The following is a 25,621-nucleotide window of genomic DNA, read 5'->3' as shown; positions in this document are numbered from 1 at the left end:
CATAGAGCGTAGGAGTTGGATATTGCCTGATATTCAGCTCCAAAATAAGAAGGTTGCCGGGGCAACCTTTCTTCATGAAATTTCTTAATCTTGAGATTTAATTTTTGTTTGCGTCAGCAAAGTGCCCCATCGCCTCACACATGAATTTTGCTAAACCATCACCGTATTGGTCGATATTTTTGGTGAAGCGTTGATCCTCCACGTACATTTGACCTAATCCTTTGAAAGCATCCAGTGAATATGTTCCGAAATTATTGTTCAAACAATCATACCATTCTTTAATTGCCTCTTGTGCCTCCACCGACTTGGGCGAAGCATTTCGGATTGACGCAAGTTTTATATAGATATCCGATACAATTTTCTGTGCATCTTTGGACATGCCCGCCACTTTAGCCTTCGACTCATCGACAGCTTTATCCCCCCAAAGCTTACGAGCTTCTTCTTCATATGGATTCTGACTGAAGTCAAATCCTTCAAATTTTTCTTTATTCGTCATTTGAATTTCCCCTTTCATATGCTTAATCGATTTTTCGACCGTCTTAATTAATTTATCGAGCTGACTGCGTTTCTCCAGTAACATTTTTTGATGTTGCTTTAACGCTTCTTGTTTATCAAACGAAGAGCTGCTTATCATTTGTTTTATTTCCTTTAATGGCATGCCAAGTTCCCTGAAAAACAGGATTTGCTGCAACATCTCAAGATTATCATTCGAATAAAGGCGATAACCTGCATCGGTTATTTCCTCTGGCGATAATAACCCGATCTCATCATAATAATGCAGTGTCCGCACACTGATGCCAACTAAATCGGCCAGCTCTTTCACTTTCATTGCCACTGCTTCTTACCTCCTTTCGATATCAATTACTTTAAAGCATTACGCAACGTCAGAGTCAAATGGATATATGAAAAGTTTCCGCCCAATTTGAAAAGACGATCCTTCCAAATGAAGAATCGCATGTTAGTCGGAATTCACTCTTTGTAAAAGCTTCGGATTAAAGCCAAATCTATGTATAAAAATTTCCCATTACTCGTGAGTTTTACGCTTTTACTCGTGAATTTCGGCGTTTTACTCGTGAGTTTGGTGCTTTTACTCGTGAGTTTCGGCGTTTTACTCGTGAATTTGGTGATTTTACTCGTGAATTAGGCTTTATCGTGAGTTTTACTCTTTTACTCGTGAGTTTCGGCGTTTTACTCGTGAGTTTAACGCTTTTACTCGTGAGTTTCGGCCTTTTACTCGTGAGTTTGATGCTTTTACTCATGAATTGTGCATTTTCACTTGTGAATTAAACAATTTTCTTATTCATGAGACGTTTGCTCTGCATGAAAGTTAGCTCCAATCTTACCTTTATTTCTACCTCCAATGATCGGGGATGCTTAGAGAAGGCGGTAATTTCGTCTTCATATCGCCCTTTGCCGAGTTAACCTGTGCTTGTGTGATAAAGAAACTTCCGGTGAGATCGGCACCGCTTAGATCAGCGTCCCTAAGGTCTGCACCGATAAGATCAGTCACTCTCATGTCAGCTTCTCTGAGGTCAGATGCAATTAACAAAGCTCCTCTTAAGTTCGCTCCCCTAAGGTCTGCACCTCTCAACTTTGCACCGATAAGGTCACTTCCCCTACCTATTTTGTTCTGTTTTATTTGTTTCTTCTTAAATGAAACCTTTGCACGTACCATTTCACTTGTGCGCAGAAGGAAATCGTTAACGATCGTTCTATGAGCTGGTACATTCAGGTCAATGATGGACTTTGGACTTTGTTTAGTGAGATGTTCCGTGTCTTCAAAAACAGCCTGCAATTCTCGGTGAAGAGGTTTCGCATCTTCTAAATTCAGTGCTTCATTTAAGTAGCAAAGCATTTCATGAAGTTGTTGCATAATAGGAAATACATCGAACATTTCCTTTGCTGACGCTGGGTTGTCTCTCCAATCGTTTCCACCATATGTGAGTTGAGATACCTTTTGACCGGCACCAAAGCATTCATATACCGTACAGCCTCGATATCCTTTTGCTCTGAGATTTTCATGGATGCTGCAACGATAATCTGATTGGAGGTTTGAACATGGTGTACCTCCATCCTTATCCAATGCAAAATCAGCGGATTTTGCATAAGGCAAAGCTACACAGCACAAACCAAAACAATTCTCACAGTCTGCACGTAAATGATTAAGAATCCTATCCTTATTCGTTAATTGATTAAACAACACTTACACTTCCTTCTATAAAACCAATCGTTTCATACTAGTAGATTTATTTTTTTTCTACTATTTTATCAAAAATCCCATTAATCTACATATTGACAATATACAATTAATCAAGAAATGATAATCCACTTGATATGGCGGCTGTAGTTTTGTTTGAGATCAATTGCGGTTCTGAAAATATGAAATTAATCATTAGAGGAAGGCAAGTGATTTCCATAACATATCGAGGAATAATTAATCATGTTATAATTTCTTCAAGATCGCGGAACTCTAGGGGGTGTAGGCATGTATCCTTTTAACGGCAGGAAAAAAGGCGAGACAAAAAAAGAAATGCAGTATTGCAACTACACGTTGGAAACAGAGGCAGAAGGGGAAATAGACGAAATGTCTTTTCAAATCGCAAGGATTCTTCGGCCAACGTCCAAAGAGATCATCTTTTTATGTATTGGTTCAGATCGTTCCACGGGAGATTCATTCGGGCCTTTAGTAGGGACGATGCTAAGAGAAAACCAAGTTCCTTACCATGTCTTCGGAACACTTGCAGAACCTGTTCACGCCCTTAATTTGAAAAGTGTTTTTAAAGAAATAAAAAAGCAATTTAAAAATCCCTTTATTTTTGGCATCGATGCTTGTTTGGGAGGTTATCATCAAATAGGTTCTATTTTTCTGACAAAAGGTTCTTTTAGCCCTGGTGAAGCCATGAGTAAATCATTACCTGAATTGGGTGATTATCACCTAAAAGCCGTCGTGAATTATTTAGATCCCCTTTTGCCCCACCAATCTTTAAACGGTACGAGACTGGATACTGTCATGAATCTTGCGAAGATTACCACAAAAATCATAGTTAAAGCCGTCTAAAATAATAGTAAAACCCCAATGAAGCCTTAGCTTTTTTGGGGTAAACAATTTGCTGTTTGATTTGTGTTTTAATTTTTGTAAAGTTCCGCTCCCAATTCCGTAATTACCCTTTTAACTAGCCCATAAACACCTCTACGATTCATTGCTATCATCATGATTCCTGTCCAACCTGATAGGCTAAACCTGGGTCATTGAAGTAAATAACTTCTGATAGAATCCTATTGCCCTGAATATTACGGAAAACTTCCCTTGCGGCTTGTTCTGTTTCAAATTCATACATGACAATACCTCTGTTTTTATAGAGTGTGATGATCCACATTGAAAATCCTCCAATTATCAATTTCATGATCGTAAGATAGGGTTACCGTCCCTTTTCACTAAATGACTCCCAAGATTATCGCTGCTATTGTCATGACAGTGACAGTCCCTAATGCCCATTTCACGGCAAACCGTTGTAAATCCCCGAAGTCAGTGCCCACTAAACCTATTAGCAAATGTGCTGCAGCTACCAAAGGACTCAATACGTGTATCGGCTGCCCTATTAACGAAGCGCGTCCTATTTCTGCCGCGCTAATTCCATAAGCATCAGCGGCCTGTGCGATAATGGGAAGTACGCCAAAATAGAATGCATTATTTGACATAAAGAAAGTAAAAGGGGCACTGGCATACGCAACAATTACCGGTAAAAATGGTCCTAAAGATTCTGGGATCAGCGAGACCAACGTAATGGCCATTGCATCAATCATTTTCGTTCCAGACATGATGCCGGTAAAAATCCCGGCTGCAATGACAATGGAAACGACGGCCAATGCATTTTTCGAATGAATGGCGATTCGATCCTGCTGATCCTTCAAATCAGGGTAATTGACCAATAGCGCAACGGCGAATGCAATCATGAATAAAATGGTTAAAGACATAAAATCAATGATTAATGATGCCATGAGCACAATCGTTAAAATGAAGTTGAACCAGACCAATTTCGGTCGACGATAATCACGGGAGACCGTTGTTGCCGCTAACTCGGAATTAGCCTCCGAATTCATTTCTTTTGTGTGATCATGCTGGATCTCCACTACGCCCAGTCTCTTTCGTTCCCCTTTTCCCAATATAAAAGCCACAACAAGAACCCAAATCAGGCCAAATCCCATGACAGGAATCATTGGCAAGAACAATTCCGAGGCGTCAAGGTTCAACGAGGCCATCGCCATGGCGGAAGCTCCCCCCCACGGTGTCATATTCATTACACCCATGGATAACATGGCTACAGTGGCTAATATTATTTTGTTCATCCCGAGACGCTTATAAAGGGGTAAAAGCGCTGAGACGGTAATGATGTAAGTAGTTGTCCCGTCCCCATCCAATGCGACGGTCATTGAGAGAATCGCGGTTCCTAAAACTATTTTTAATGGATCTCCTTTTACTATTTTCAATATTTTAGAAATGAGAGGATCGAATAAACCGGAATCTATCATTATTCCAAAATATAAAATAGCAAATAAAATCATTATGGCTGTGGAAGCTATTCCTTCAACACCGTCCTGCATCATGGGTCCCAGTTCTGTAAAGAATCCTCCAATCACTCCAAATACGATTGGAACGAGCATAATGGCCACTAGTGCCGATAGTCGCTTCGACATAATTAAATACATGAATACAGCAATCATGGAAAATCCTAAAATGGATAACATCTTCAAGCTCCCTTCTTTATTGATTAAACGTTTACCATTATCTTTTTGATAGCGCTTTCTTTAGAGACTATCATCCATTAAGCCTTATTCACATATAAAGAAAGTAATAAGAGTTTTTTTTATAAATGGAGTTTTATTCATTTTTTCCACGCCAGAAAAAGAAAAAAACCCCATTGATGAAAACCAATTTCATCAACAGGGATTTAAAGGTGTTTTAACTTATATTTTCTTTCTGGCCTTCCAACACTTCCATACAAAACCTCAACTTCCATTTCATCACAGGAAACTAAATACTCCAGATATCTGCGCATGGTTGAATAACTAATTCCAACGAGTTGACCTATTTCATCAGCATTTAAACTGCCATTGACGTTTTGAATCTTACTTCTGACCATTTTCAAGGTATGTTTGTCAATTCCCTTGGGAAGAAGATTCATTTGGACATCATTTGCCGTATTTGGATTACTTATGGTCCGAAAAAGAGTATCGACTTTATCTTGATTTACTAAGTTGTTATTATGCAGCTGCCGTCTCGTCAGGTCGTATTGGTTGAGCGTCGCAAGAAGCTTATCGATTATGATCGGTTTTATAAGGTAACCAAAAGCCCCTCCCCTAATCGCTTCACTGACTGTTTCGGTATCATTCGCGGCGGTGATCAGAATTACATCAATTCCCCGGTATTCCCTCCTAATTTCCCGAAGAAGGTCAATTCCATTCATATCCGGTAAAAAGATATCCAATAAAATTAAGTCCGGTTGTGCGGCATGCAAAATATTTAATGCTTGCTTGCCTGTGCTAGCTGTAGCTATGACAGTGAATTGATCAAGTTGATTCGTAAATTGTTTATATATATTCACTGCATTTTCGTCATCTTCAACAATGACGACTGTAATCGGTCCTTTGGACATTCTTAAGCCTCCTTTTCTGCTTTTAAATCCTTCGGGATGACGATGGTAAATCTTGCTCCTCCCAAATAACTGCGATCTATATAAATTTCACCGCTTAAAAGACCAATGGAGTTTTTTACAATGGCCAAGCCGATCCCATGATTTTCCCCATTTTTAGTCGTATAACCATCTGTAAAAATAATATCTCCCATGGCATCAGGGATTCCTGGACCGTTATCCTCGATATCAAATATAATTTCGTTTCCTAAATCCGTAAACGAAATTTTGACCTTTCCCTCATTTTTGTTCTTTTGCCGTGCTGCCTCCATCGCATTATCGATGACATTGCCAATAACGGAAACCAAGTGATGGGAATCCTCAGGTTTTAATGAACTATTTAAATTGCTTTCCTGTTCTATTTCTAATATAACCTGCAGTTCTTTTGAACGGTTTATCTTTCCTAGTAAACAGGCGGCTAATAAAGGATCTTTAACTGATGACATAAGAAAAGAAATGATATCTTGCCTCTCCCTCACTTCTGAAGAGATGATGTCCAATGCCCTATCGTATTGTTTTAAACTAAGTAATCCATAAATGGTATTTAATTTGTTTAAAAACTCATGGTTTTGCGCCCGCATATTTTCTGAAAATGCCTTGATTTCTGAAAATTCATCTGTTAATTGTTCAATTTCGGATACTGTTCTAATTGTTAGAACGATGCCCCTGATTTCATTATGATTTAAGATAGGGGATAAATCCAAAATGTATAGCTGTTGGCCTAAAAGTAACTTACGATTGAACTGTCCCCCTTTTGTGCTGATCACCATTTTGATGAGTTTTTCTAAATGCCCATTTACAATCCGCTTACCCACCATAAGCTGATGATCATGAAACATTTCACGTGCTCTTTTATTCATGGAAGTAACCTGTTTTTCAATATTAATCGTAATGGTAGCATATCGGATGGCATCAAGTGTCGCTTCCCTTTCTTGAAAAAGAAAAGAAATTTCCTCCGGCTCTAGACCTAAAATAAGCTTTTTTATACGTCGCGCTATAAATATTGCCCATACGATTCCAACAATGATTGGGATAAGTGACAAATGAATAATCTTCATTTTATAATTGGAAAGTTGATCCTGCACATTCTCTATCAAAAACCCTACAGATGAAACACCGATAACTTCCCCTTTATCATTCCAGATAGGCGCCTTTGCTTTAATCGCTGGCCCCGATATCCCATTTCCCTGATAAATAATTGATTTGTGTTCATTGAGCACTGCATCATTACTCGTAGCCGTAGGTTTACCGATATATTCTGGATTAGGATGAGAGTAGCGAAGTCCTTTATGATTCGCAATGGTTACATAATCGGCACCCGTTGTTTGACGAATCATTTCTGATGCGGGTTGGATCACCTCTGATGGCTGATCTTCGTTAAATCCCTGGATGATCGTTGGATTTTGAGCGGCTAATTTGGCCACCGTCATTGCTTGCTTACCCATATGGTTTTCGACGATGTCTTCCAGCAGTGTAGAGAATAGAATGCTCACAAGCAAGGTACTGATAAAAACAACGAATATGATAAGTAACGTCATTTGGGTTAATAAGTTCACTCTAATTTTAAACATCTACATTTATGCCCTAAGCCTTTCCGTATTTATCACTCATACTGGTATAGTGAATTTTTCCACTTTCCAACAAAACAATGATCGTTCCTTGTCACATGGACCTGAATAAAATAATAGCAAATTTCTATGTAACAAAACAGTTTAGTTTATACCGTGGTTGAGGCCAGGCGGGATTCTTTTCCTTTACAAAGTTCACCTGGTTAATAGGTCTTCCCATTCTTCAAGTGAAAGTTTTTCGGTCATTTGCTTATATGCATCAGGGACTTTTACCGAACACATAAGTTCGAGACTATTGCCATCGGGATCATTGAAATAGACGGAAGCGTTCCCTTGGTTCGGACGCACAAAGGGTTCAATCGATGTCCTTTTTCCAAAGGGGACGACTTCTATTTTTAGAGATTGGAGCCAAGTTAATGCATTTTTCATATTTTCATAAGATACCCGAAAGGCGATATGCCTTACTGAAGGGTGGTATGGAGTTTGATATTCTTTCCCTTCCCATAAGCCGACCCAGCTTTTGTTTTCCTCTATCCAAAAGAAGGCAGTATCTTCATCCCTCCAAGCTAGTTTCAAGCCTATTTTCTTATAAAAATCCATTGAGATGGTCAGGTCCTTGACGGGTAAATGGGCTTCATATAAACCTTCTATCATATTACATTCTCCTCTCTCCTTTTAAGTAAATGAACTCTTTTGCCGGGAAAATATCTCGCGATCATTTCTTCATTGCTTCATCTCTTAAATCCTTTGCAATTTAAAATATGGTTTAATGCGATATATTAATAGAAGAAAATGGATTTATAAGTTCTTACTATAATGGTAGAATGTTAGCCTTTGAACCGTATCCGCACTAATTTCCTCATTAATCGAAATCCGTTCAAAACCGTTTTTCACCAAAACCTTTTGGGAGGCAATATTGCCGCTTGTCGTTTTGGCATGTATTTGAGTCACATTCAATTCCGGCGCCAGATTAACCAAAAGCTTTAAAGCTTCGTTCGCAATCCCTTTTTGCGTAAACGCTTCACCGATTCTATAACCGACATGAGCCGTACCATTAATCGGGTCGATATCCACAAGATTAATCCTGCCGACGATTATGCCTGAACCATCCTTAATCAAATAAAAAGAAGAGATAGCATCTTCTTGTTCTTTTAATAATTCCTTATGCCTGATTTCAAACGTTCCAAAGCTATAATAATCATCTCCCCGGCCCGGAACCGTTTGCTCGAAAAACCTTCTATTCTTGCATGTATATATCCATAATTCCTTCATCCTTTCCAAAACGCTAAGCATATGAGATTTGATATCTTCCATACCCTCTCATTCAAGAAAACCAAGGGCTTATCCTTCCTGATAAATATATATAGAATATTTTTTCATTCAACAGTCTTTAGCAGCAATCAAGTGTTTTGTTAAAGAATCTATTTTTGATCGTTCGATTTTGCCAACAAACCGTTTATATGGATAACACTGTCGCATACTGACAAAATTTGATACCCTCAATACCATATCACTCCAAGTGCTAATGGAACCATCATACCCACTAATTTCTATAAAAATCTAAAATAGTTGAGAATAAATCTTTTTACACGCGTTGTATTAAGTGTAAAAGCTTTTACAAAAAAACAAGGGGAATCATGTCATGAAGTCTACTGAAAGAAATTTTATCGAACGGTTGCAACGCCAAGAAGAAGACGCATTGGAATTTATAGTCGATACCTATTTACCACTAATCAAGGGCGTCACATATAAGGTTCTCTCTCCTCTTAGGAACGACGGTGTCCTGGAGGAATGCATCAATGATATTTTTCTCTCAATCTGGAACCATTCGAAAAAGTTCCATGGGGATGCAACAGATTTCAGAAAATGGATTTGTGCGATCGCTAAGTTTAAAGCGATTGATCACTACCGAAAAACCGTGAAGAAAATGGAGTATACGTCAAGTTATACCGAGATAGATTCAGAAAAATCTGCAGAAGATGAACTGATTATATCGGAAGACAGAAAAGAACTACTTCAGTTAATCGATCTTTTAGAGCCTGTAGATCGGGATATTTTTATCATGAAGTACTTTCTAGGTTTTAAAAATGAGGATATATCAATAAAACTCGGGTTGACCAAAGCATCAATAGATAATCGAATTTATAGGGGAAAAAAGAAGCTAAGTCAAAAAGCTACGAATCTTAAGTTAGGAGGCAGTGTCGTATGAAGGATATTTATGAATTATTAAATGATATAGACATAGACGAAACTGAATTTAAGGAAATGGAAGTCACCGAACTAGAAAAAGCTAAAGTCAAAAGAACCCTAAAAAAATCAATAAGCAAGAAGAAAAAAATGAAACGTTGGCAAAAGAATGTTCTTGCTGCTTCGATTATATTCGGTTTATCCACCGCAACGATTGGATTCTCGTTTACCGCTTCTGCTAAAAGCATACCTTTGATAGGAGATATTTTCAGCTATTTTAGTAATGAAAACTCAGGTCTCTCCGATGATATCAAGAATAAAGGTAAGGGTCTTTTTAGTGATTATAAGGCCTACTCTAACGAAATTGGGTTTAGCGAAGAAAGCAATGGCCTTACTTTCACGATAAATGACGCCATTTATGACGGAAAAACGGTAACCATCACTTATACTATTGAAAGCGAAGAAGATTTGGGTAACGGATCATTCTTTATTCCCAGCCCGAATATAAAAGAAATGAAAGCCCAAGGAGGATCGGATGGAATTTCAAAAGTAGCTGATAAAAAATATGTAGGCTTATTAACGGTTAGTAACTTAGAAGATCTTAAAGTAGATAAGGTAAATATAGACTGGGATATAAACAGCATTAGTATTACCGATATGGATAAAGAGATAAAAGGAAATTGGAACTTTGCTTTCTCTCTAAAGGCAACTGAAAGCTACGAGAAGGTCATCAATAAAAGTGTAGATCAACATGGTGTAAAAGTATCCGTCGAAAAACTATCGATCTCACCAATGTCCTTTGTGGTTGATTATCATCAAGAAGTGTCCGACTCAGTCAAAAACAAGTGGGATGATGCCTATGTGGAGTTGACCATTAAAGATGACTTAGGGAATGTATACGATGGTCAAGAAAACGGAGGAAGCGGTATTGATTCTTATAATGTAAACTTCAGCAAAACATTCCAAAAAATCGATCCAGATGCTACGCAACTGATTGCGACACCACATGTAACATTACGTAATTTCACTTCAGAGAACCACGGAGAAGTAACCATAACGGAAGATGGTGAAGAAAAGGTGTCATCCTTCCCAACAAAACCAGGAAGTGCTCCCAAGGAGTTGGTATTGGATGATATCGTGATTGATTTGAAGAAATAACAATTTTACCTGCAAGAGGTATACTGAACCCTAGATCCCAGAGTGGAGAAAGGCTCATGTATCCCTCTTTTTTGTGACTTCTTATTCAGTCCATGAATATGGATACATACATGAATTCCTTGAAAAGTCAAAAATAAATTATTTTCTTCTGGTAAAAAATCAACGGATGATGTATCATAGTCTTCAGATATTCATTATTCTCATTTGGTTAATCGGAATTAGGAGGAATATATATGATTGGTTATGTGTTTTTAAATCTTGCCATAATGCTCGTTCTTTTAGGCGTTTTATTTTACATGAATAAGAAACATATTTCCTTTACAAAAAGGGTCTTTACTGGACTTGGTTTAGGGATTGTATTCGGACTTCTTTTGCAGTATTTCTATGAACCTCAGTCAGAAGCGATCGTTAAATCGGTCGATTGGTTTAACATCGTAGGTTCCGGCTATGTCAAGTTCCTGCAAATGATCGTCATGCCGCTTGTCTTCATTTCGATCTTATCCGCATTCACAAGATTGAAACTGACTAGCAATATTGGAAAGATCAGTGTCCTGATCATCGGAATCCTGCTTGGAACGACTGCGATTGCAGCAGCTGTCGGGATCACCTCGGCAACTGTATTCAATTTGGAAGCCGTTCAAATTGAGCAAGGGGAAGCGGAGTTAAGCCGCGGGGATCAAATATCGGAAACATACGGTACGATTCAGGATAAAACGATGCCGCAGCAAATCCTTGAGTTGATTCCGTCCAATCCGTTCCTTGATTTAACGGGAGCACGTCCGACATCAACCATATCCGTTGTAATTTTCGCTGCATTTCTTGGGATTGCCTATTTAGGGATCAAAAGGAAGCAGCCTGAACATGCTGAATTTTTTGCTAAAATAGTAGATACATTGCACAGCATCACCATGCGCGTAGTTACATTGATCCTGCGTTTAACGCCATACGGGATCTTGGCGATCATGACGAAGACGGTAGCTACGAGTGATTTGGATGCCATCCTGAAATTGGGGAAATTCGTCGGTGCCTCTTATGTCGCCCTGATTGTCATGTTCCTCATCCATCTTTTATTGCTGATGCTTGCAGGATTGAACCCAATCGTATATTTAAGAAAAGCTTTCCCGGTATTATCGTTTGCCTTCACTTCAAGAACAAGTGCAGGAGCTCTTCCATTGAACATCCAAACACAGAAACAACTAGGGGTGTCAGAAGGTATTGCCAACTTTGCCGGATCCTTCGGCTTGTCGATCGGTCAAAACGGCTGTGCCGGAATCTATCCGGCCATGTTAGCGGTCATGATCGCTCCAACGGTTGGAATCAACCCACTAGACCCTTCATTTATAGCCATGTTGATTGCCATCGTGGCCATTAGCTCTTTCGGGGTTGCAGGTGTAGGCGGAGGAGCAACATTCGCTGCCATCCTGGTATTATCTGCAATGAACTTGCCAATCGCCTTGGCCGGACTGTTGATTTCCGTCGAGCCATTGATCGATATGGGAAGAACGGCTGTGAATGTCAGCGGAAGCATGACTTCCGGTATTCTGACTAGTAAAATGACGGGCGACCTGGATAAGGAACAGTTCAGCGAAGAATCATCTTTGAAAATTGAAGCTGAAATGTAAAAAGAAAAAAGCATCGTACTTCCTGTTATGGGAGGTTCGATGCTTTTTTTCATATGGTCACTTTTTAATTTGCCTCGCTGTGTAATGATTGGCCTGAAAAGCCGATAGGGCTTGGAACATATACTGGACAGCTGCATATACCCCACATGCAAGGAGTATTCCTGCGAGTACATCCAATACAGCATGCTGTTTCGTAAATAGCGTGGAGAGGATGATCAGTGTTCCGAATGCTATGACACTGGCAAACTCCCATTTATGCTGTTCTTTCCGTTTATGGGCGACGATCATCATGATGAATGTAGTCAGTACATGAATGCTGGGAAGACAGTTGACAGGTTGATCATGACTATAAACGATTCGCATTAAATGGGCAAAGATATCGTTCCCCACCACTTCTGGACGCGGGACTGTCGTTTGCCAAAGGCAATATACAAGAAAACAGAGAAGTTTCCCCGATATCAAACTGCCTAATCCTACGAAATAGTGCTTTCGGTCAACAAAACAGTAGTAAATCAGCAATCCATAGATATACGGATACCAAAGTAAATAAGGAACGACAAATTCTTTAATAAAGGGAATCTCCCCATCTATTATAGTCGTAACATCGACAGCATGACCTGAAGATTGGTTGATGATTGAATAGATGGAACTAGTGATCACCAAAAGTAATAAATAATATAACGGGTGAAAGGATAGTATGGAATTGTTTTTCATGGCTCGCTCCGACTTTCAATATAATGGTTTTTTTCCAAAGATTATTATACAACATTTTTCACTGGATTAACTCTTTAAATGCTAAAGTTAATGATTCCCATGAACTAGTAAAATGGATATCTCTTACTTTTCATCAGACCAAGACTACATAACGAAAGCCATGGCATATATACCACGGCTTGAAACTGAAACTTATATGCGAGAAGGCAAAAGTGCTGATATCCCCGCTTTCTCTAGATTTTGTTATGGCGTTTTTTCCATACAAACGTTAAGGAAATGAAGATGTAGATGCAAAGTGTAATGATCGTAACGATTATGGATGTCGTGAAAATGATGCCGATCAGGATCGTTATTAAAGCGATGATCGCAGCCCAAGTCGTATACGGGAACCATTTTACTGAATAGGCACTTGTTTTTTCTGACTGTTGTTTACGTGATTTCAAATGGGCGAAAGCAATGATCAACCAGATGAATAATACCGTATATCCCAGCGAACCCATTAGGAATTCGAAGGTCTTGCTTCCAGCAAATAAGGAAATCAATACACCGCCGTATAAAGCGGAAGTACACATTAAGATTGCGGGAACAGGTACTTTCTTTTTGGATAACCGGGAAAATATTTTCGGAATGCGACCATCCACGGCTTGTGTATACAGAACGCGGGATGAACCATACAACCCGGAGTTCATCGATGAAATGATCGCTAATAGAACAACGGCGTTCATAATATGGTCGGCACCTGGAATACCGATCATTTGAAAGACCATTACAAACGGACTTTCCTGCACCCCGTTTACTTCGTCCCAAGGAATTAAGCTAACGATGATGAAAAAAGGAATGATATAGAAAGAAATGATCCTGACCAATGTACTGCGAACGGCTTTTGGAACCACTTTTTCAGGATTTTTCGTTTCAGCTAATGTAACCCCGATGATTTCCGTACCGCCATATGAATAGATTACCACCAGCATCGCCGTGATCAACCCTTTCGATCCATTCGGAAAGAAACCGCCATGCTCAGTCAAGTTAGAAAAACCGACGGCTGTATGATCACCAAAAGTAACGAGCAGCAACAATAATCCAGCCATGATGAATACAATGATGACGGTAATTTTAATTAAAGCAAGCCAGTACTCCGTTTCAGCAAAAACCTTTACCGACAGCAAGTTAACCGCAGTAACTAAAACCGAAACAGCTAATGCCAGTATCCAGATTGGATATCCAGGCAGCCAATATTGAATGAAAATCGCCGCAACCACTGATTCGGCCGCGATATTCAATACCCACATTTTCCAATAGATCCAATCCAGGAAATAGGCAGGATACTCTCCTAAAATCGATTGGACCAAATCCCTGAATGTTCGTGCACCGCTATTGCGGACCGCCATTTCAGCTAAACCTTGCATGATGAATAATAGGATGATGCCCCCTATCAAGTACGCAATGATTACGGAAGGGCCTGCCATATCAATGGCTGAACTGCTTCCTTTAAATAAACCTGCCCCGATGGCACCGCCTAATGCCATCATCGTAATATGCCTTGAAGTCATTGTCCTCTGTAAATTCCGTTTGTCCGTTTCCATATCCTTACCCCCCCAAAATCAAAAAAAGCATATCGTCTCTTCCTTCATAATCAAATGAAGAAAGAGACGATATGCCTTAAGCTTACCGCGGTACCACTCTTATTGGCTCATTTAAGAACCCTGCTTTAAAAACCTTGTAACGAAGGTCAATCGTTAAAACAAAAGAATAGAATAATTCCTATCTTTCGCTTTACCACTCCCAGGCAAGTTCAAAGTATCATTGGACTGCGTTGCACCAACCCGCAGCTCTCTTTACCGAATAATGAGCTTTTACTACTCCTGATCATTGCGTTTCAAAAATTATATCTGAATATTTTTAATAATATCCCATACTATACGGACTCAAAGTAAATTTGTCAATAACTTTCTTAGGATAATATTTTCAAAGAAACAAATCATGGGAAACCGTGTTGAGCCAGCCATATGAAATCCGTAAAATGCTATTTAAAATAAAGTTGATGCAAGTACTCTGGGGAGAGTTATTCAAGATGTTTGGCCATGGACCTAAAGAGTTATCAAGAACTCTTCTAAATGGAATAACCAACAATTAACACAGCTCCTATTTGCCTTTTTTTCTGAGATGATTCACATTAGACTTTTATCTTTAAGAGTACAAGAAGAATCGTTAAATTCGTATGGAGGTTTTTTGAAGAAAAGCAGGCGTGCTTACGAGGGGTAAAACGGGTTCAGAAGGTAAAAAGAAAAACAGCCCTATGGCTGATTTCCCGATTTCATTAAGGTATGGCGGCACCACTAAAATCCACTTGAATGTTTGTAAGCCGCTAAATTTAGTAAATATGAGTTTTTAACCTGTACACTTAAAAGGAATAAAGGATTATTCCCTTTCATCTTTATACCAAAAATTCTCACTAACCGAGAAAGAAGTTTCGATATTACGAACGGCATGCCACCAATTTTTAGGTGTGTACATTAATTCTCCAGAAAACTGTTCCACAATGTAGGGCGTGGTATATTTGAAATCTGGATCCTCCTTTAAATCAAAATCGAATAAATCATGCTTAAATTCTTTCACATACTCAGTATCATCAGGACTGAAAAAAATCCACTTTTTTTGGCCAAATACTACTGCATTCCAATTATGTGATTTCTCAAAATCCTGGTGTATTGGGGTTCCTGTTCCAACCGAACCAAGGAAAATCCATTTTAATTTCTTGTTGTTTTTTGTCTTGATTGTATTATGGTTGAATAGAGATGGGGTTTCAAAATAACTCTCTAAATCCTCATTGCCCATGATGGAAAAAGGCCAGTCACAATACAATTTTTCTGGGTTATCATTTAATATACCGATGAATTTACCAAGTTTTGATTTGTAAAATTTTTTTTCTTGATCATATCCTGATTTCCTTATGATGATTTCCCTTTCTCCATAATTAGACTGGAGATAGTCTGTATCCCAGTCCCTAGAAGGCCATAAATCTACTAATCCAGTTATTATCAGTGGCTTTTTACCCGCATAATTTTCTTCAAAATTCGTTAGTGATAATTGTTTATAGTGTATCTTTTCTATCAATTCGCTCATCCTTTCAGAGTACGGGATAAAGTGTTAGATTTTCAAAATGAATATGAGGTGACCCTTGGGTGACACTAAGATTATTTTCACCATTCTTATTACAACCGAAAACCGGATTAAAGAAAAGCAGTTCATTGCTAAGGGACTTAATAGCTTTAGCTGAATCAAGTTTGTTTCCTTTAATATCAAATCTTCTAAGTATTTTATTGGTTACTTTCCCATTTTTAATGACCAAACCATATGATGGACGGATTACAAAATTCAAACCAAGTGACCCCCCACCCCAGGCACCTCTGCAATAAATACCATTGTCGATTCCTGAAATTATCTCCTGTACTTCCATATTGCCAGAATCCAAATAAGTTGTTGACATTCTTGGCATCGCAAGTGAAGATATGCCAACGCTTCTTGCATTACAGGAAGATTGTAAGCCTAGGAGCTTACAAGTTTTTGCATTATGCATCAAACCTACGGTTATCCCGTCCTTTATTAAGTGAGTCCTAAATGTTTCATTCTGTTCCGCATCCAATAAATAACTACCATTTTGCCCAGGAATGGTCGGGTCATCGAATACGTTAATTTTATATTCTGACCATTTGTATCCCATCGTTATTCCATTTGGCTTTAAATACTCCAGGTAATTATCTGCTTCTAAAGTATGACCAAAACATTCGTGTACATAATGAGATCCAGTCCATGGCTCAAGCACAATTTGTGTTTCAATCTTGCGTTCAAGTTGCTGACCATATATAGCAGCTTCTACTTCCGCTAAAATAACTTCAAAATGATCCATTAATTCAGAACATGGTGACTTATTAGTTCTTGTTTGCCATAATACTGGAATAATAGATGTTGAAGTCTCTATTAAAATCATGATAAGGATGGAATACTTTAATTCATTACTGCTTAATCCAATACGAAGTTTAAAAGACTTCCAATGTCTTAAGTGATCATAGCCATCCCGTTCAATGAATTTTAAACAATGATTTAATTCTTCTTGAAGAAACTTATTCTTTTCATTATCGCACCTTGGTGAAACAACCCCTTCAACAGTTGAATCATATGATATTAAATATTCATTGTTCATGGTTTCGTATCAGCTCGACTAATTACTGATTGCGAAGGGTCGTAATGGATCTTTCCATCAAAATCCAATAATTTCATTCCTAGTTTTGATGCGAATGCTTCACCCAATATATAACCCTCTATTCTCATAGGTAATAATTCGATGCACTCTTTTGATAAATCATATCCTTTTTGATACAGCTCCAAGCGAAGGCAACATATTAAACGTAATATTAGGCCATGTGCCTCGATGGTATCCACTATATTTCCAGTTTTACTAAACCAATTTAAAGCCTCTTCATAATTACCATCCTTGAAAAAGTGAATGCCTAAAACATAGGCAGCCCAATATGAATCATCACCCGTTTTAGTCGCTATTTGATAGCAACTCTTAGCAAGTTCAATTTCACCAGACTGGGTATAGAGAATCGATTTCAATTTCCACCCTATTGCTCCTAATGGTCTCAATTCAAAGTTTAATTCATCTATTTCTGCTAGACTCAACTTTTTATTTGATGAAATTTTCTCCATCGTTACCTTCGGGGAAAATTTATCTTCCTTGGAATATACAATCTCCCTCCCCATTTGCCCGGCTATATACTCCCCCATCCACCTGAAACTTTCAGGCAGAAACCCACTTTTGATAGAATAGGTCATTGTTTTCACTTGATTAAAGAGGCCTAAATCGTTCAATACATTTAAGGTTTCGTCTATATCATTGGATAAATCATTAGTCTTGGGATCATAAAAATAATCCAAATCGATATCTACAATAACCTGTTCATTAATTATGAATTCTCCCAGATATTCAATAGTCGTGACATGTAACTCAATATTATTTAATTGTACAGAAGCAGAATTTTTTCCGTTTCTAAAGCTTGATATGAATTCTTTTCCATGGTTGGGTACAAGGGATAAAAGCCCCCAAAGTAATTCACTAAACCCTTTTTCTCCTAACATACGAGGGTATACCCATATAATTTTCCGAAAAAGACCCTCTTGTATTGCGGCGTACAAAAAGTCATCAATCCCATACGAATATCTTCCATCTTCCCTACAAGGAATATCTTTTTTCAATTCATCAATACACAGACCCTCTTTAATGAACTGACTGATTCTTTTCATTTTTGAATTTTCTATGAACTTTAAATCTAAGTGTTGATCAAAATAAACCAAGGTACTATTCCCAGGAATTTCATTGACCCAATATGAAAATACTTCACTATGTTCCTCATATACATATATTTTATCCATCATTCTTGATTAATCCTAAGTTTAGAATCCAATCTATCTGGTCTTGATTGAACTTTTGTTGGCGGTTTATTTCCCTTGAACCTCCTATTTCTACCATTTCTAATATACTTGGGTGAATGGGGCCCCTAATTAAATTTTTTTCGGTCGCTGCATATAGCCATATAACCTTTTCGGAATCACTAGCTACTTTTTTTCCACTTAGTGCCTCGGATATTTCTTTAGAATATGTTTGGTACGCATAGTGAATATGACCATTATTTTTAACCAGGTCACTATCTATTCTGAAAAATGGGTGTTTATTGACTGTTAGTATGGATAAAATGGCATTTAAAAATTCGTGTTTTAATAGTAAATGATTATTATCAGCCGCAAGGATAAACTCTTCGTTTTCAGACAAATAATTGTAAAACGCTTCCTCGATACATGTCCCTTCCCCTGCATAGGGCAATTCCATATAACACTCGAAATGTTTGGACGCCAGGAACTTATGCATTAGCAGCGTTATATCGGTATCAAGGAATTCTAAAGCCTGAAAAACACCGGGAAAAGATGTTCTTAAACCACCTTCATGTTCAATATTTCCACTCATTAAATTTCTTACAATCGTTGTAGCCGTTGCTACAAGCTCTTCTTTATCTATTGTTTTTATGTGATTTAAATTATCAGCTGATAAATTCAATTCATTGAATTCATCATTTAAAAAGTAATTTCTATATTGGTAATCATATAATAAATTGTAAAGTAACTCGTCCAGTGAATAATTCTTCGGTTTTAAATCATTTGCCATTTTTCAACTGCCTCCTTCATTCTTTGATAATTTTTCTGTGACTTCGGAATTAATATTCCTTCATCTGTATATTTAGGGTCTTCATATGTAATGGCTTTTAAATTAGGGCATAAAGGAAGCAAGTAATCTAAAAGCTGGATTTGTTCATCCATTAAAACTCCATGATGCAGATCTCTGAATTTCCCTTTAATAATTTGACAACCAGAAAGATGCAATTCAAAACAGTTTTCAAAAGGCAATTTTTCTAAACCATTTAACATCTTTTCATTTGTATTCCCTAACAACCATTGATAACTAAGGATATGACCAATATCTATAGTGATAGGGGAGTTTGTCTCCTCGACCAATGTTCTGAAATAATCAAATCCATTTATTTCCCCAATAAAGAAGTTAGTACCTTCAGTGAATCCAGGAAACTCAACTGAAACTGGAACAGCCAGTTCAGATTGGTATTCGTTGATGTTCTTTATACAAGCTTCCAATCCTGCTGGTGTCATATATGGTGGTAAAGGGAAAGGGACGGTTTTCCCTTTTATTGACCACAGGCCAAGATCTTCTACAATCCATCTTATGTCATATCTTTCTATAATCTTATTTGTGAATTCTATGATTTCTGTTTTTTTGTAATACTCGGTAGCCCCCATATTTAATATCGTTTGATGGAATGCTCTCGCCTTTAGATGTGGATTGGCTTCAAATAATCTATCATAGGCATCAAAGTAGTCCTCGGCTTTTAACACACTTCTATTTTTCGGTTGAAAAGCAAAGAAAATATAATTAAACTCGTCTTTATAATTTTGAAAAAAGCCTTTCATCTTAGGCGTGATGTCGTCATGGTCCCCTTTGCTGGAAAAACCTATATCTTCCCCCCAAGGTAAATCCATGCCTAAACCAAGTCCAAGTTTTTCCTTTACATTTGGAAATTTTATTTTCTGATAGACTGTGCTCATTTGCCATTCCTCCCCATAAGTTATTTTATTTAAGGGTTAATCACACCTTTTTCGACAAAATACTCTAGGTACTTTTTATCGTCTGCCTTGCTGATTACCAGTGTGTTTCCGAATGCTTCTAAGGAATCTGGCACTAAGAAGATTCTTTGCCATACAAAATCCATGATATACGTTTTATCTAACTTAATGATTTTAGTCCATGGGTTTATGAATAAGGTATTTGAAGTGATATCCTGTCCTTCCCTTTTGTATTTATCAGGAGGAAGCTCATCATTCTTTTGGGGGTCGACATTTTTGTGCAGTTGCAAGAATCTATTCAGCTTTTCTTCAAACGTTTTTCCGTCAGAGTATTGAAATGTAGCTCCCATTCTACCCATCCCATAATTGAGTAATTTGTTTCCTCTTAGATTCTTGACTGATTGAATATGGATATCAGGATTATTTGTATCTTCATAAATATAGGTACCTGGTTCTAAAACGAGCATTTGCATGACGTCGATGCCAATTTTATCTTGATTTTTAAGTAAAAATTCCTCAGAACATTTAATTTCATCCTCGGTTTCACCAGGTAAGCCACCAATTATAGACATTCGCAGCGTAATGTTGGCATTATGTAAATTATCTATTATCTGTTGATAATTATTAGATTGCACTCCTTTATCCAAGGAATCTAAAATCCTTTGAGAATTGGTTTCATAGCCAACAGACATTAAAATACAACCTAAATTACTTAGTTCAAAACAAAATTCAGCGTCTAACAACACATTCTCAAGACGGTTCCGTGTACTGAATTTAATTTCATAACCTCTAGATTTAAGTATTTTGACTGCATTGACGACAAGCCTCAAATTAGTATTCTCATCTATGAAATTAATTCTATTAACCCCATAATTGTTAATGATATCCTCGCACTCGTTTGCTACTTGCCTTGCCGTTTTCTGCTGATAACTTTTTTCTTTTCTTGATCTATTACCATATGAACAAAAAGTGCATCGTCCCCAGTAACACCCCACACATGTAATCAAAGACATATGCACTTCTTCATCTAAATAGTTTTTGTACGGTAAATCTGAAAAATCAGGTGGTAAGGCATCGGTGATCCTATATGCAGACTTAGATGGGACATTTTCAACATTTTTTTCATTAAGCCAAACAATATCCGGCACCTCGCCGATTTGGCAATCGTATTTCAAATACCTGTCTAACATGAATAATGTTTCTTCACCTGCTGATATTCCTAAAGAATCCACAAATTGATTTAATCCATTCAGGCTAAAGAAAGATGATTGACGAATCATGATTTGTTGCCCACCCAGAATAATGTGGGTATTAGGGGAAAGTTCTCTAATCCACTTGCATATTAAAAGGGAAGGTAATATTTGGCTATAGTAAGCGATAGAAAGCGCGAAGATTTTGGGCTTATCGTTAAGAATTTTTTCTTTGATATTTCCGTATAAAACCTTTGTTGCAATATCACTTTTTTTCCAACTAAAATTCCTTACCGATTCAAGGATTTCTTCCAATGAGGTAATCTCAAGTTTTAAAAATGAATTTACTAGTAGTAGTTCTATGCCTTGTCTCACCAACCGAACGTCATACTTCAATAAATCAGAAGATCTTTTCTCAATAAATACATTATTGTAAAGTTGCTTTTGTTCTTTGAATAAGTATTTAGCCATTTCGACTTTATATATCAATTTTAAGTCTTTACTTCCGTTTTCATTGATGCTCACATATTCAGCTAAACAATCTTCACTAAAGAGGGTATGGCATAATTCAATATTTAAATCAATTTGACTTACACTCATTCCCTTGTTCCTCAAAAAACTAGTAATCATAGGTAAACTTAAATATGGAAAGAGCCTGGCTTCAGTTAGAGGAGGAAAAACTATCATAGCATCTGAATTTTCCATCTAAAGAAATTCTCCTTTAATTTATCCAAAGAGAGTGCTAGTTTCTTTAAAAGCTAACACTCTCTTTGAATCACCATTATGGATTTAAGATCTAACTTATTTTTCTACATCCGACACTGTACTGAAACGGAATGCATGAAATGCACTACCCACTTCTAGCTCTTTAGCTTCGATTACTTCAAGGTTTTCCACTAGCTTTTCCGCTTGTGTATTTTCCACTTGCTTAGTCATTTGTTTCACCTCCTTAACATTTGCAATGGATTGCCTGTAACTCTGTTCTAATCTATTTTTCTGCGTCCGACACTGTACTGAAACGGAATGCATGAAATGCACTACCCACTTCTAGCTCTTTAGCTTCGATTACTTCAAGGTTTTCCACTAGCTTTTCCGCTTGTGTATTTTCCACTTGCTTAGTCATATGTTTCACCTCCTTAACATTTGCAATGGATTGCCTGTAACTCTGTTCTAATCTATTTTTCTGCGTCCGTCACTGCACTGAAACGGAATGCATGAAATGCACTACCCACTTCTAGCTCTTTAGCTTCGATTACTTCAAGGTTTTCCACTAGCTTTTCCGCTTGTGTATTTTCCACTTCTTTAGTCATATGTTTCACCTCCTTTAAATCACTTCAAAGCTGTCTCTTCTTGCCATATTTCACTTTCAGCTAAACGAGAATTATACTTCTTCTTTCAAAGACAATTTTATATTGCTCTTTAGAAGCCTTTTATCATAAAAGACTGTTCCTATAGCCACCAAATATAATCCTATACAAATGAATAACACGTATGAAAAACCAACTTGGGAAAATTCGCCATGGTCAGTGCCATAATCCAATAAAGTGTTGAATACCCCCGCCGCGAAAGCCCCAGTTCCAAATTGCACCATCTGGAACAAACCCATATAAACCCCTGTTTCTTCCTCAGGAACGGACATCATAGCAATTTTATTTTGTGTGGGCATGGAAATGACACCGGCCAATCCAAAAAGGAGAAATGCAAATATGAAGAATATTAAGCTGCCATTAAACATTGTCAAAGTAAGGTTTACCATTCCAATTATGGAAATCGAAATAGATAAAAGTAAAAGGTTTCTATTGTCTTTTAAATCTGCAAGTTTACCTGCATACCCAGATAACAAAACGGCCAGTATCGAATCTGCCATAATGATATAGCCAACAATATCTGGCTGAATATTGTGTATATCCCGCATGTAACTTGGAATGTAAAGCACTATTACATTTGTGATGAGAAAAAGAACGAATATTCTAATAATTGATGATATAAAAATGGTGTTTTTTATTGCCTTTCTTGGAAGCAAAGAAGTATTTCCGTGGTTTGCCCGTTCATAAAATATAAATAAAATTAAACTCAATATCGTAACAGCAATAGAAAGTGACCGTTCCACTATACTAATTTCATCGTTGAATATGAATTGAAAACTGATTACCATAACTAGTAAAGCCAAACTGTTTTTTAAAGGTAAATGAAGGTTCGCCGTGATTCTTTTTTTTGATTTGGGAGTTATCATTAATACAAGAATTAAAGATATGCAACTTATGATAACCAATACTCCAAATATCATTTGCCAAGAGTAATATTTCATTACCAAACCACCAGCAGCTGGTCCAATAAGTGAGGCAGTCGCTAAAACTCCGGAAAACCATCCAAAAGCCCACCCTAATTTATTATCCTTAAAACTTTGCCTAATCAATAATACCTGTGCCGGTACTACCATTGCATCTGCAATTGCCTGAAGCGTCTGATAGACTAAAAACAAATTCCAATTATTTGTGGTTCCACTAAGAATCGTAGAAGCGATAAAGAGCGATAGGCCAAATATCAACAATTTTCTTGCTCCTAATATATCCGCCACTTTACCAAAAAGCGGAATGAGAAATGCGAAAAAAGAAAAGAATAGAATATTTCTAATTTGAAGTGTGGAATAAGAAATATTAAAAAAGTCTACAAGATTAGGGAACGCAATCGTCAACATGGACGTAGACATCACACTAGCTATAACACATGAAGAAATGGTTATAATCAATAATTGATCTTTATTTATTTTCATATAAATAATCCTTTTTTTATTTATTTTATTTAAATTCGCCTTTAGGCACATTCCTTTTTAACATAGGATGATATTGGTTTTTATATCTTAATGCTGATTCGGCAGATCATTTATTATAGGCCGATCATCTACAGCCAAATTGACGCTTGAATCGAATTGTAAAACCATCGCTAGCGTTAATAGAATGGAGAACCCAGATACTAATATTTTATTCATATACCCTAACCTCCTGATATTGATCGATACAACTAGTATAAACCATCCAGATATGGTACATTTTTCTTGTATCACTGCTACAGAGTATTTTTTTCGATAATTTTTTGGTGTTTCCAATGAAATACATAAAAAAATATAAAAGTATTTATATTTTGAGGAGTTGATAAAATGGATGCAATTATTCCTTTTAAGCTCGGAAATGTTCTCTACACTTTAAGAAAAAGGTCAGGCATAACACAAAAAGTCATGGCAGAGGGAATCATTACTCAAGCACAACTAAGCAACATAGAGAAGGGGAAAGTCATTCCATTAGCGACTACTTTATATGAGCTCTCATTACGTTTAGGTATCAGCATTGAAGATATACTTTTAGAAACTTATTCAGACCGAATGGAATATAGTGAGGAAGTGAAATCTCAAGTCAGGGTTTCCATTAGAAATAGAGAGTATCGGCAGGTAAAACGGATTCTCGAAGCAGAACAATACCATGCAGATTTCCAGTCACCTATCAATAAACAATTCATCCTCTGGCATTGGGGGATTGTAGCATATTATTGTGATAATGATATATTGAAATCCCTGGATTTTTTAGATCAAGCATTAGACTTATCTACTCATTTTCATATTTTTTCTGCTCAAAGAATAGAAATTTTGAATAGCAAAGCCATTATTTATAACGAAATTGCTGAATATAAAAAGTCAATTGCCTCTTATAAAGATGCCCTTAAGCAATTTCAACAACTTCCAAAAACGTCAATGAATTATAGAATTAAAGTCCGAATTCATTACGGATTGACAAAATCATTACATAAGGACGCACAATATTATGAATCCATAAAAATTTGCTCTGATGCTATTCAAATTTTAATCCGGGAAGAATCCATGTACCTTTTGGGAGAAGTTTTATATCAGCGTGCCCAATCCTTGCAGTCACTGAACAACATGGAAAGTGCCACAAAAGGGTATGAGGAGGCAAGGAATATATTCTTATTGCAGCAGAATTACGAATTTGAGAAAGTCGTTCAGGAAAGACTGTATGAGATAAAGAAATCTCTTAATGTGTATAAAGATTGAAGAATTCACTCAGCAAAATATGCAGTACTTTTTTGGTTAGTATAATGTCACTGATATATTCTAAATAATTTTTTTAGAGAATGTGTTTGTCTTGGAACGTAAAAAGACTGCATATCATCATTACCGATAATTAAGCATGAGAGTTAAGGAAAACGGTTATTTTATATTTCGTACACAAAAACCAATAACCTGTAAAAAAATCCTAATAACTACCTTTTTCAAACCATTCAAATAGGCGTCA

At 37.1% G+C, this 25,621-nt stretch carries 26 protein-coding genes and 1 other annotated feature; of the genes, 5 read left to right on the top strand and 21 right to left on the bottom strand.

What is annotated here, in order from left to right; all coding sequences use genetic code 11:
- Window positions 1-97 precede the first annotated feature (97 nt).
- A complete protein-coding gene (locus QFZ73_RS17600) occupies window positions 98-835 on the bottom strand; it encodes a MerR family transcriptional regulator (RefSeq protein WP_307268792.1) in 738 nt (245 codons plus the stop codon).
- Between the two features lie 516 nt (window positions 836-1,351).
- A complete protein-coding gene (locus tag QFZ73_RS17595) occupies window positions 1,352-2,200 on the bottom strand; it encodes a pentapeptide repeat-containing protein (protein ID WP_307268789.1) in 849 nt (282 codons plus the stop codon).
- A gap of 285 nt (window positions 2,201-2,485) precedes the next feature.
- Here QFZ73_RS17595 and yyaC point away from each other — a divergent pair, with 285 nt between their 5' ends.
- Complete coding sequence (yyaC, locus tag QFZ73_RS17590) at window positions 2,486-3,058, top strand: spore protease YyaC (RefSeq protein WP_307268786.1); 573 nt, start codon at window positions 2,486-2,488, stop codon at window positions 3,056-3,058.
- A gap of 151 nt (window positions 3,059-3,209) precedes the next feature.
- Here the strand turns inward: yyaC and QFZ73_RS17585 are convergent, their stop codons facing one another.
- The 6 genes from QFZ73_RS17585 to QFZ73_RS17560 form a co-directional block, all read right to left on the bottom strand.
- On the bottom strand, window positions 3,210-3,377 hold the full coding sequence (locus QFZ73_RS17585; protein WP_307268783.1) for a hypothetical protein: 168 nt from the start codon (window positions 3,375-3,377) through the stop codon (window positions 3,210-3,212).
- Window positions 3,378-3,435: 58 nt separating this feature from the next.
- The gene (locus QFZ73_RS17580) at window positions 3,436-4,746 is read right to left on the bottom strand and encodes a CitMHS family transporter (RefSeq protein WP_251429675.1); all 1,311 of its coding nucleotides are present in this window, start codon (window positions 4,744-4,746) and stop codon (window positions 3,436-3,438) included.
- A gap of 203 nt (window positions 4,747-4,949) precedes the next feature.
- The gene (locus tag QFZ73_RS17575) at window positions 4,950-5,654 is read right to left on the bottom strand and encodes a response regulator (RefSeq protein ID WP_307268778.1); all 705 of its coding nucleotides are present in this window, start codon (window positions 5,652-5,654) and stop codon (window positions 4,950-4,952) included.
- A 2-nt stretch (window positions 5,655-5,656) separates the two neighbouring features.
- Window positions 5,657-7,261 (bottom strand): ATP-binding protein, encoded by a 1,605-nt coding sequence (locus tag QFZ73_RS17570; RefSeq protein WP_251429601.1) that lies wholly within the window; start codon window positions 7,259-7,261, stop codon window positions 5,657-5,659.
- A gap of 192 nt (window positions 7,262-7,453) precedes the next feature.
- Window positions 7,454-7,912, bottom strand: coding sequence for a VOC family protein (locus QFZ73_RS17565; RefSeq protein WP_307268775.1), 459 nt, complete (start codon window positions 7,910-7,912; stop codon window positions 7,454-7,456).
- Window positions 7,913-8,056: 144 nt separating this feature from the next.
- On the bottom strand, window positions 8,057-8,572 hold the full coding sequence (locus QFZ73_RS17560; RefSeq protein WP_307268772.1) for a GNAT family N-acetyltransferase: 516 nt from the start codon (window positions 8,570-8,572) through the stop codon (window positions 8,057-8,059).
- Between the two features lie 328 nt (window positions 8,573-8,900).
- Here QFZ73_RS17560 and QFZ73_RS17555 point away from each other — a divergent pair, with 328 nt between their 5' ends.
- From QFZ73_RS17555 to QFZ73_RS17545, 3 genes are all read left to right on the top strand, one after another.
- Window positions 8,901-9,467, top strand: a complete 567-nt coding sequence (locus QFZ73_RS17555) for a sigma-70 family RNA polymerase sigma factor (protein ID WP_251429592.1) — start codon at window positions 8,901-8,903, stop codon at window positions 9,465-9,467.
- Window positions 9,464-10,603: a DUF4179 domain-containing protein gene (locus QFZ73_RS17550; RefSeq protein ID WP_307268767.1), complete on the top strand. Its 1,140-nt coding sequence runs from the start codon at window positions 9,464-9,466 to the stop codon at window positions 10,601-10,603. Before QFZ73_RS17555 ends, QFZ73_RS17550 begins: the two co-directional genes overlap by 4 nt.
- A gap of 233 nt (window positions 10,604-10,836) precedes the next feature.
- On the top strand, window positions 10,837-12,225 hold the full coding sequence (locus tag QFZ73_RS17545) for an L-cystine transporter (protein WP_251429587.1): 1,389 nt from the start codon (window positions 10,837-10,839) through the stop codon (window positions 12,223-12,225).
- A gap of 57 nt (window positions 12,226-12,282) precedes the next feature.
- On the opposite strand, the gene QFZ73_RS17540 is transcribed toward QFZ73_RS17545, so the two are convergent.
- The 13 genes from QFZ73_RS17540 to QFZ73_RS17480 all read right to left on the bottom strand — a co-directional run bounded on the left by QFZ73_RS17540 (window position 12,283) and on the right by QFZ73_RS17480 (window position 24,306).
- Window positions 12,283-12,939 (bottom strand): phosphatase PAP2 family protein, encoded by a 657-nt coding sequence (locus QFZ73_RS17540; RefSeq protein WP_307268763.1) that lies wholly within the window; start codon window positions 12,937-12,939, stop codon window positions 12,283-12,285.
- Window positions 12,940-13,172: 233 nt separating this feature from the next.
- Entirely contained in the window at window positions 13,173-14,522 is a 1,350-nt protein-coding gene (locus tag QFZ73_RS17535) for an amino acid permease (protein ID WP_251429573.1), read from the bottom strand.
- 59 nt (window positions 14,523-14,581) lie between these two features.
- Window positions 14,582-14,818, bottom strand: a binding site (T-box leader).
- A 539-nt stretch (window positions 14,819-15,357) separates the two neighbouring features.
- Window positions 15,358-16,053, bottom strand: a complete 696-nt coding sequence (locus QFZ73_RS17530; RefSeq protein WP_307268759.1) for a cupin-like domain-containing protein — start codon at window positions 16,051-16,053, stop codon at window positions 15,358-15,360.
- A 13-nt stretch (window positions 16,054-16,066) separates the two neighbouring features.
- The gene (locus QFZ73_RS17525) at window positions 16,067-17,140 is read right to left on the bottom strand and encodes a TldD/PmbA family protein (protein WP_307268756.1); all 1,074 of its coding nucleotides are present in this window, start codon (window positions 17,138-17,140) and stop codon (window positions 16,067-16,069) included.
- Complete coding sequence (locus QFZ73_RS17520; RefSeq protein ID WP_307268753.1) at window positions 17,137-18,375, bottom strand: peptide arginase family protein; 1,239 nt, start codon at window positions 18,373-18,375, stop codon at window positions 17,137-17,139. The genes QFZ73_RS17525 and QFZ73_RS17520 overlap by 4 nt, the downstream gene beginning before the upstream one ends.
- On the bottom strand, window positions 18,365-19,159 hold the full coding sequence (locus tag QFZ73_RS17515) for a hypothetical protein (protein WP_307268750.1): 795 nt from the start codon (window positions 19,157-19,159) through the stop codon (window positions 18,365-18,367). Before QFZ73_RS17515 ends, QFZ73_RS17520 begins: the two co-directional genes overlap by 11 nt.
- On the bottom strand, window positions 19,144-20,109 hold the full coding sequence (locus tag QFZ73_RS17510; RefSeq protein ID WP_307268747.1) for a multinuclear nonheme iron-dependent oxidase: 966 nt from the start codon (window positions 20,107-20,109) through the stop codon (window positions 19,144-19,146). The genes QFZ73_RS17515 and QFZ73_RS17510 overlap by 16 nt, the downstream gene beginning before the upstream one ends.
- 29 nt (window positions 20,110-20,138) lie before the next feature.
- Entirely contained in the window at window positions 20,139-22,022 is a 1,884-nt protein-coding gene (locus QFZ73_RS17505; RefSeq protein ID WP_307268745.1) for a B12-binding domain-containing radical SAM protein, read from the bottom strand.
- Between the two features lie 96 nt (window positions 22,023-22,118).
- The gene (locus QFZ73_RS17500) at window positions 22,119-22,253 is read right to left on the bottom strand and encodes a hypothetical protein (RefSeq protein WP_285289419.1); all 135 of its coding nucleotides are present in this window, start codon (window positions 22,251-22,253) and stop codon (window positions 22,119-22,121) included.
- Window positions 22,254-22,305: 52 nt separating this feature from the next.
- A complete protein-coding gene (locus tag QFZ73_RS17495) occupies window positions 22,306-22,440 on the bottom strand; it encodes a hypothetical protein (RefSeq protein ID WP_260286709.1) in 135 nt (44 codons plus the stop codon).
- A 52-nt stretch (window positions 22,441-22,492) separates the two neighbouring features.
- Window positions 22,493-22,627 (bottom strand): hypothetical protein, encoded by a 135-nt coding sequence (locus QFZ73_RS17490; protein ID WP_285847023.1) that lies wholly within the window; start codon window positions 22,625-22,627, stop codon window positions 22,493-22,495.
- A 71-nt stretch (window positions 22,628-22,698) separates the two neighbouring features.
- Window positions 22,699-24,090: an MFS transporter gene (locus tag QFZ73_RS17485; protein ID WP_307268735.1), complete on the bottom strand. Its 1,392-nt coding sequence runs from the start codon at window positions 24,088-24,090 to the stop codon at window positions 22,699-22,701.
- Window positions 24,091-24,177: 87 nt separating this feature from the next.
- Complete coding sequence (locus tag QFZ73_RS17480; protein WP_285847022.1) at window positions 24,178-24,306, bottom strand: hypothetical protein; 129 nt, start codon at window positions 24,304-24,306, stop codon at window positions 24,178-24,180.
- 168 nt (window positions 24,307-24,474) lie between these two features.
- On the opposite strand from QFZ73_RS17480, the gene QFZ73_RS17475 reads away from it, so the two are divergent.
- On the top strand, window positions 24,475-25,380 hold the full coding sequence (locus QFZ73_RS17475; protein ID WP_307268732.1) for a helix-turn-helix domain-containing protein: 906 nt from the start codon (window positions 24,475-24,477) through the stop codon (window positions 25,378-25,380).
- Window positions 25,381-25,621 lie beyond the last annotated feature (241 nt).

The sequence above is a fragment of the Peribacillus sp. V2I11 genome (assembly GCF_030817135.1).
GTDB classification, from domain to species: domain Bacteria; phylum Bacillota; class Bacilli; order Bacillales; family DSM-1321; genus Peribacillus; species Peribacillus simplex.
The sequence above is the reverse complement of the archived record's forward strand: the minus strand, read 5'-3'. Positions and strand labels throughout refer to the sequence as shown.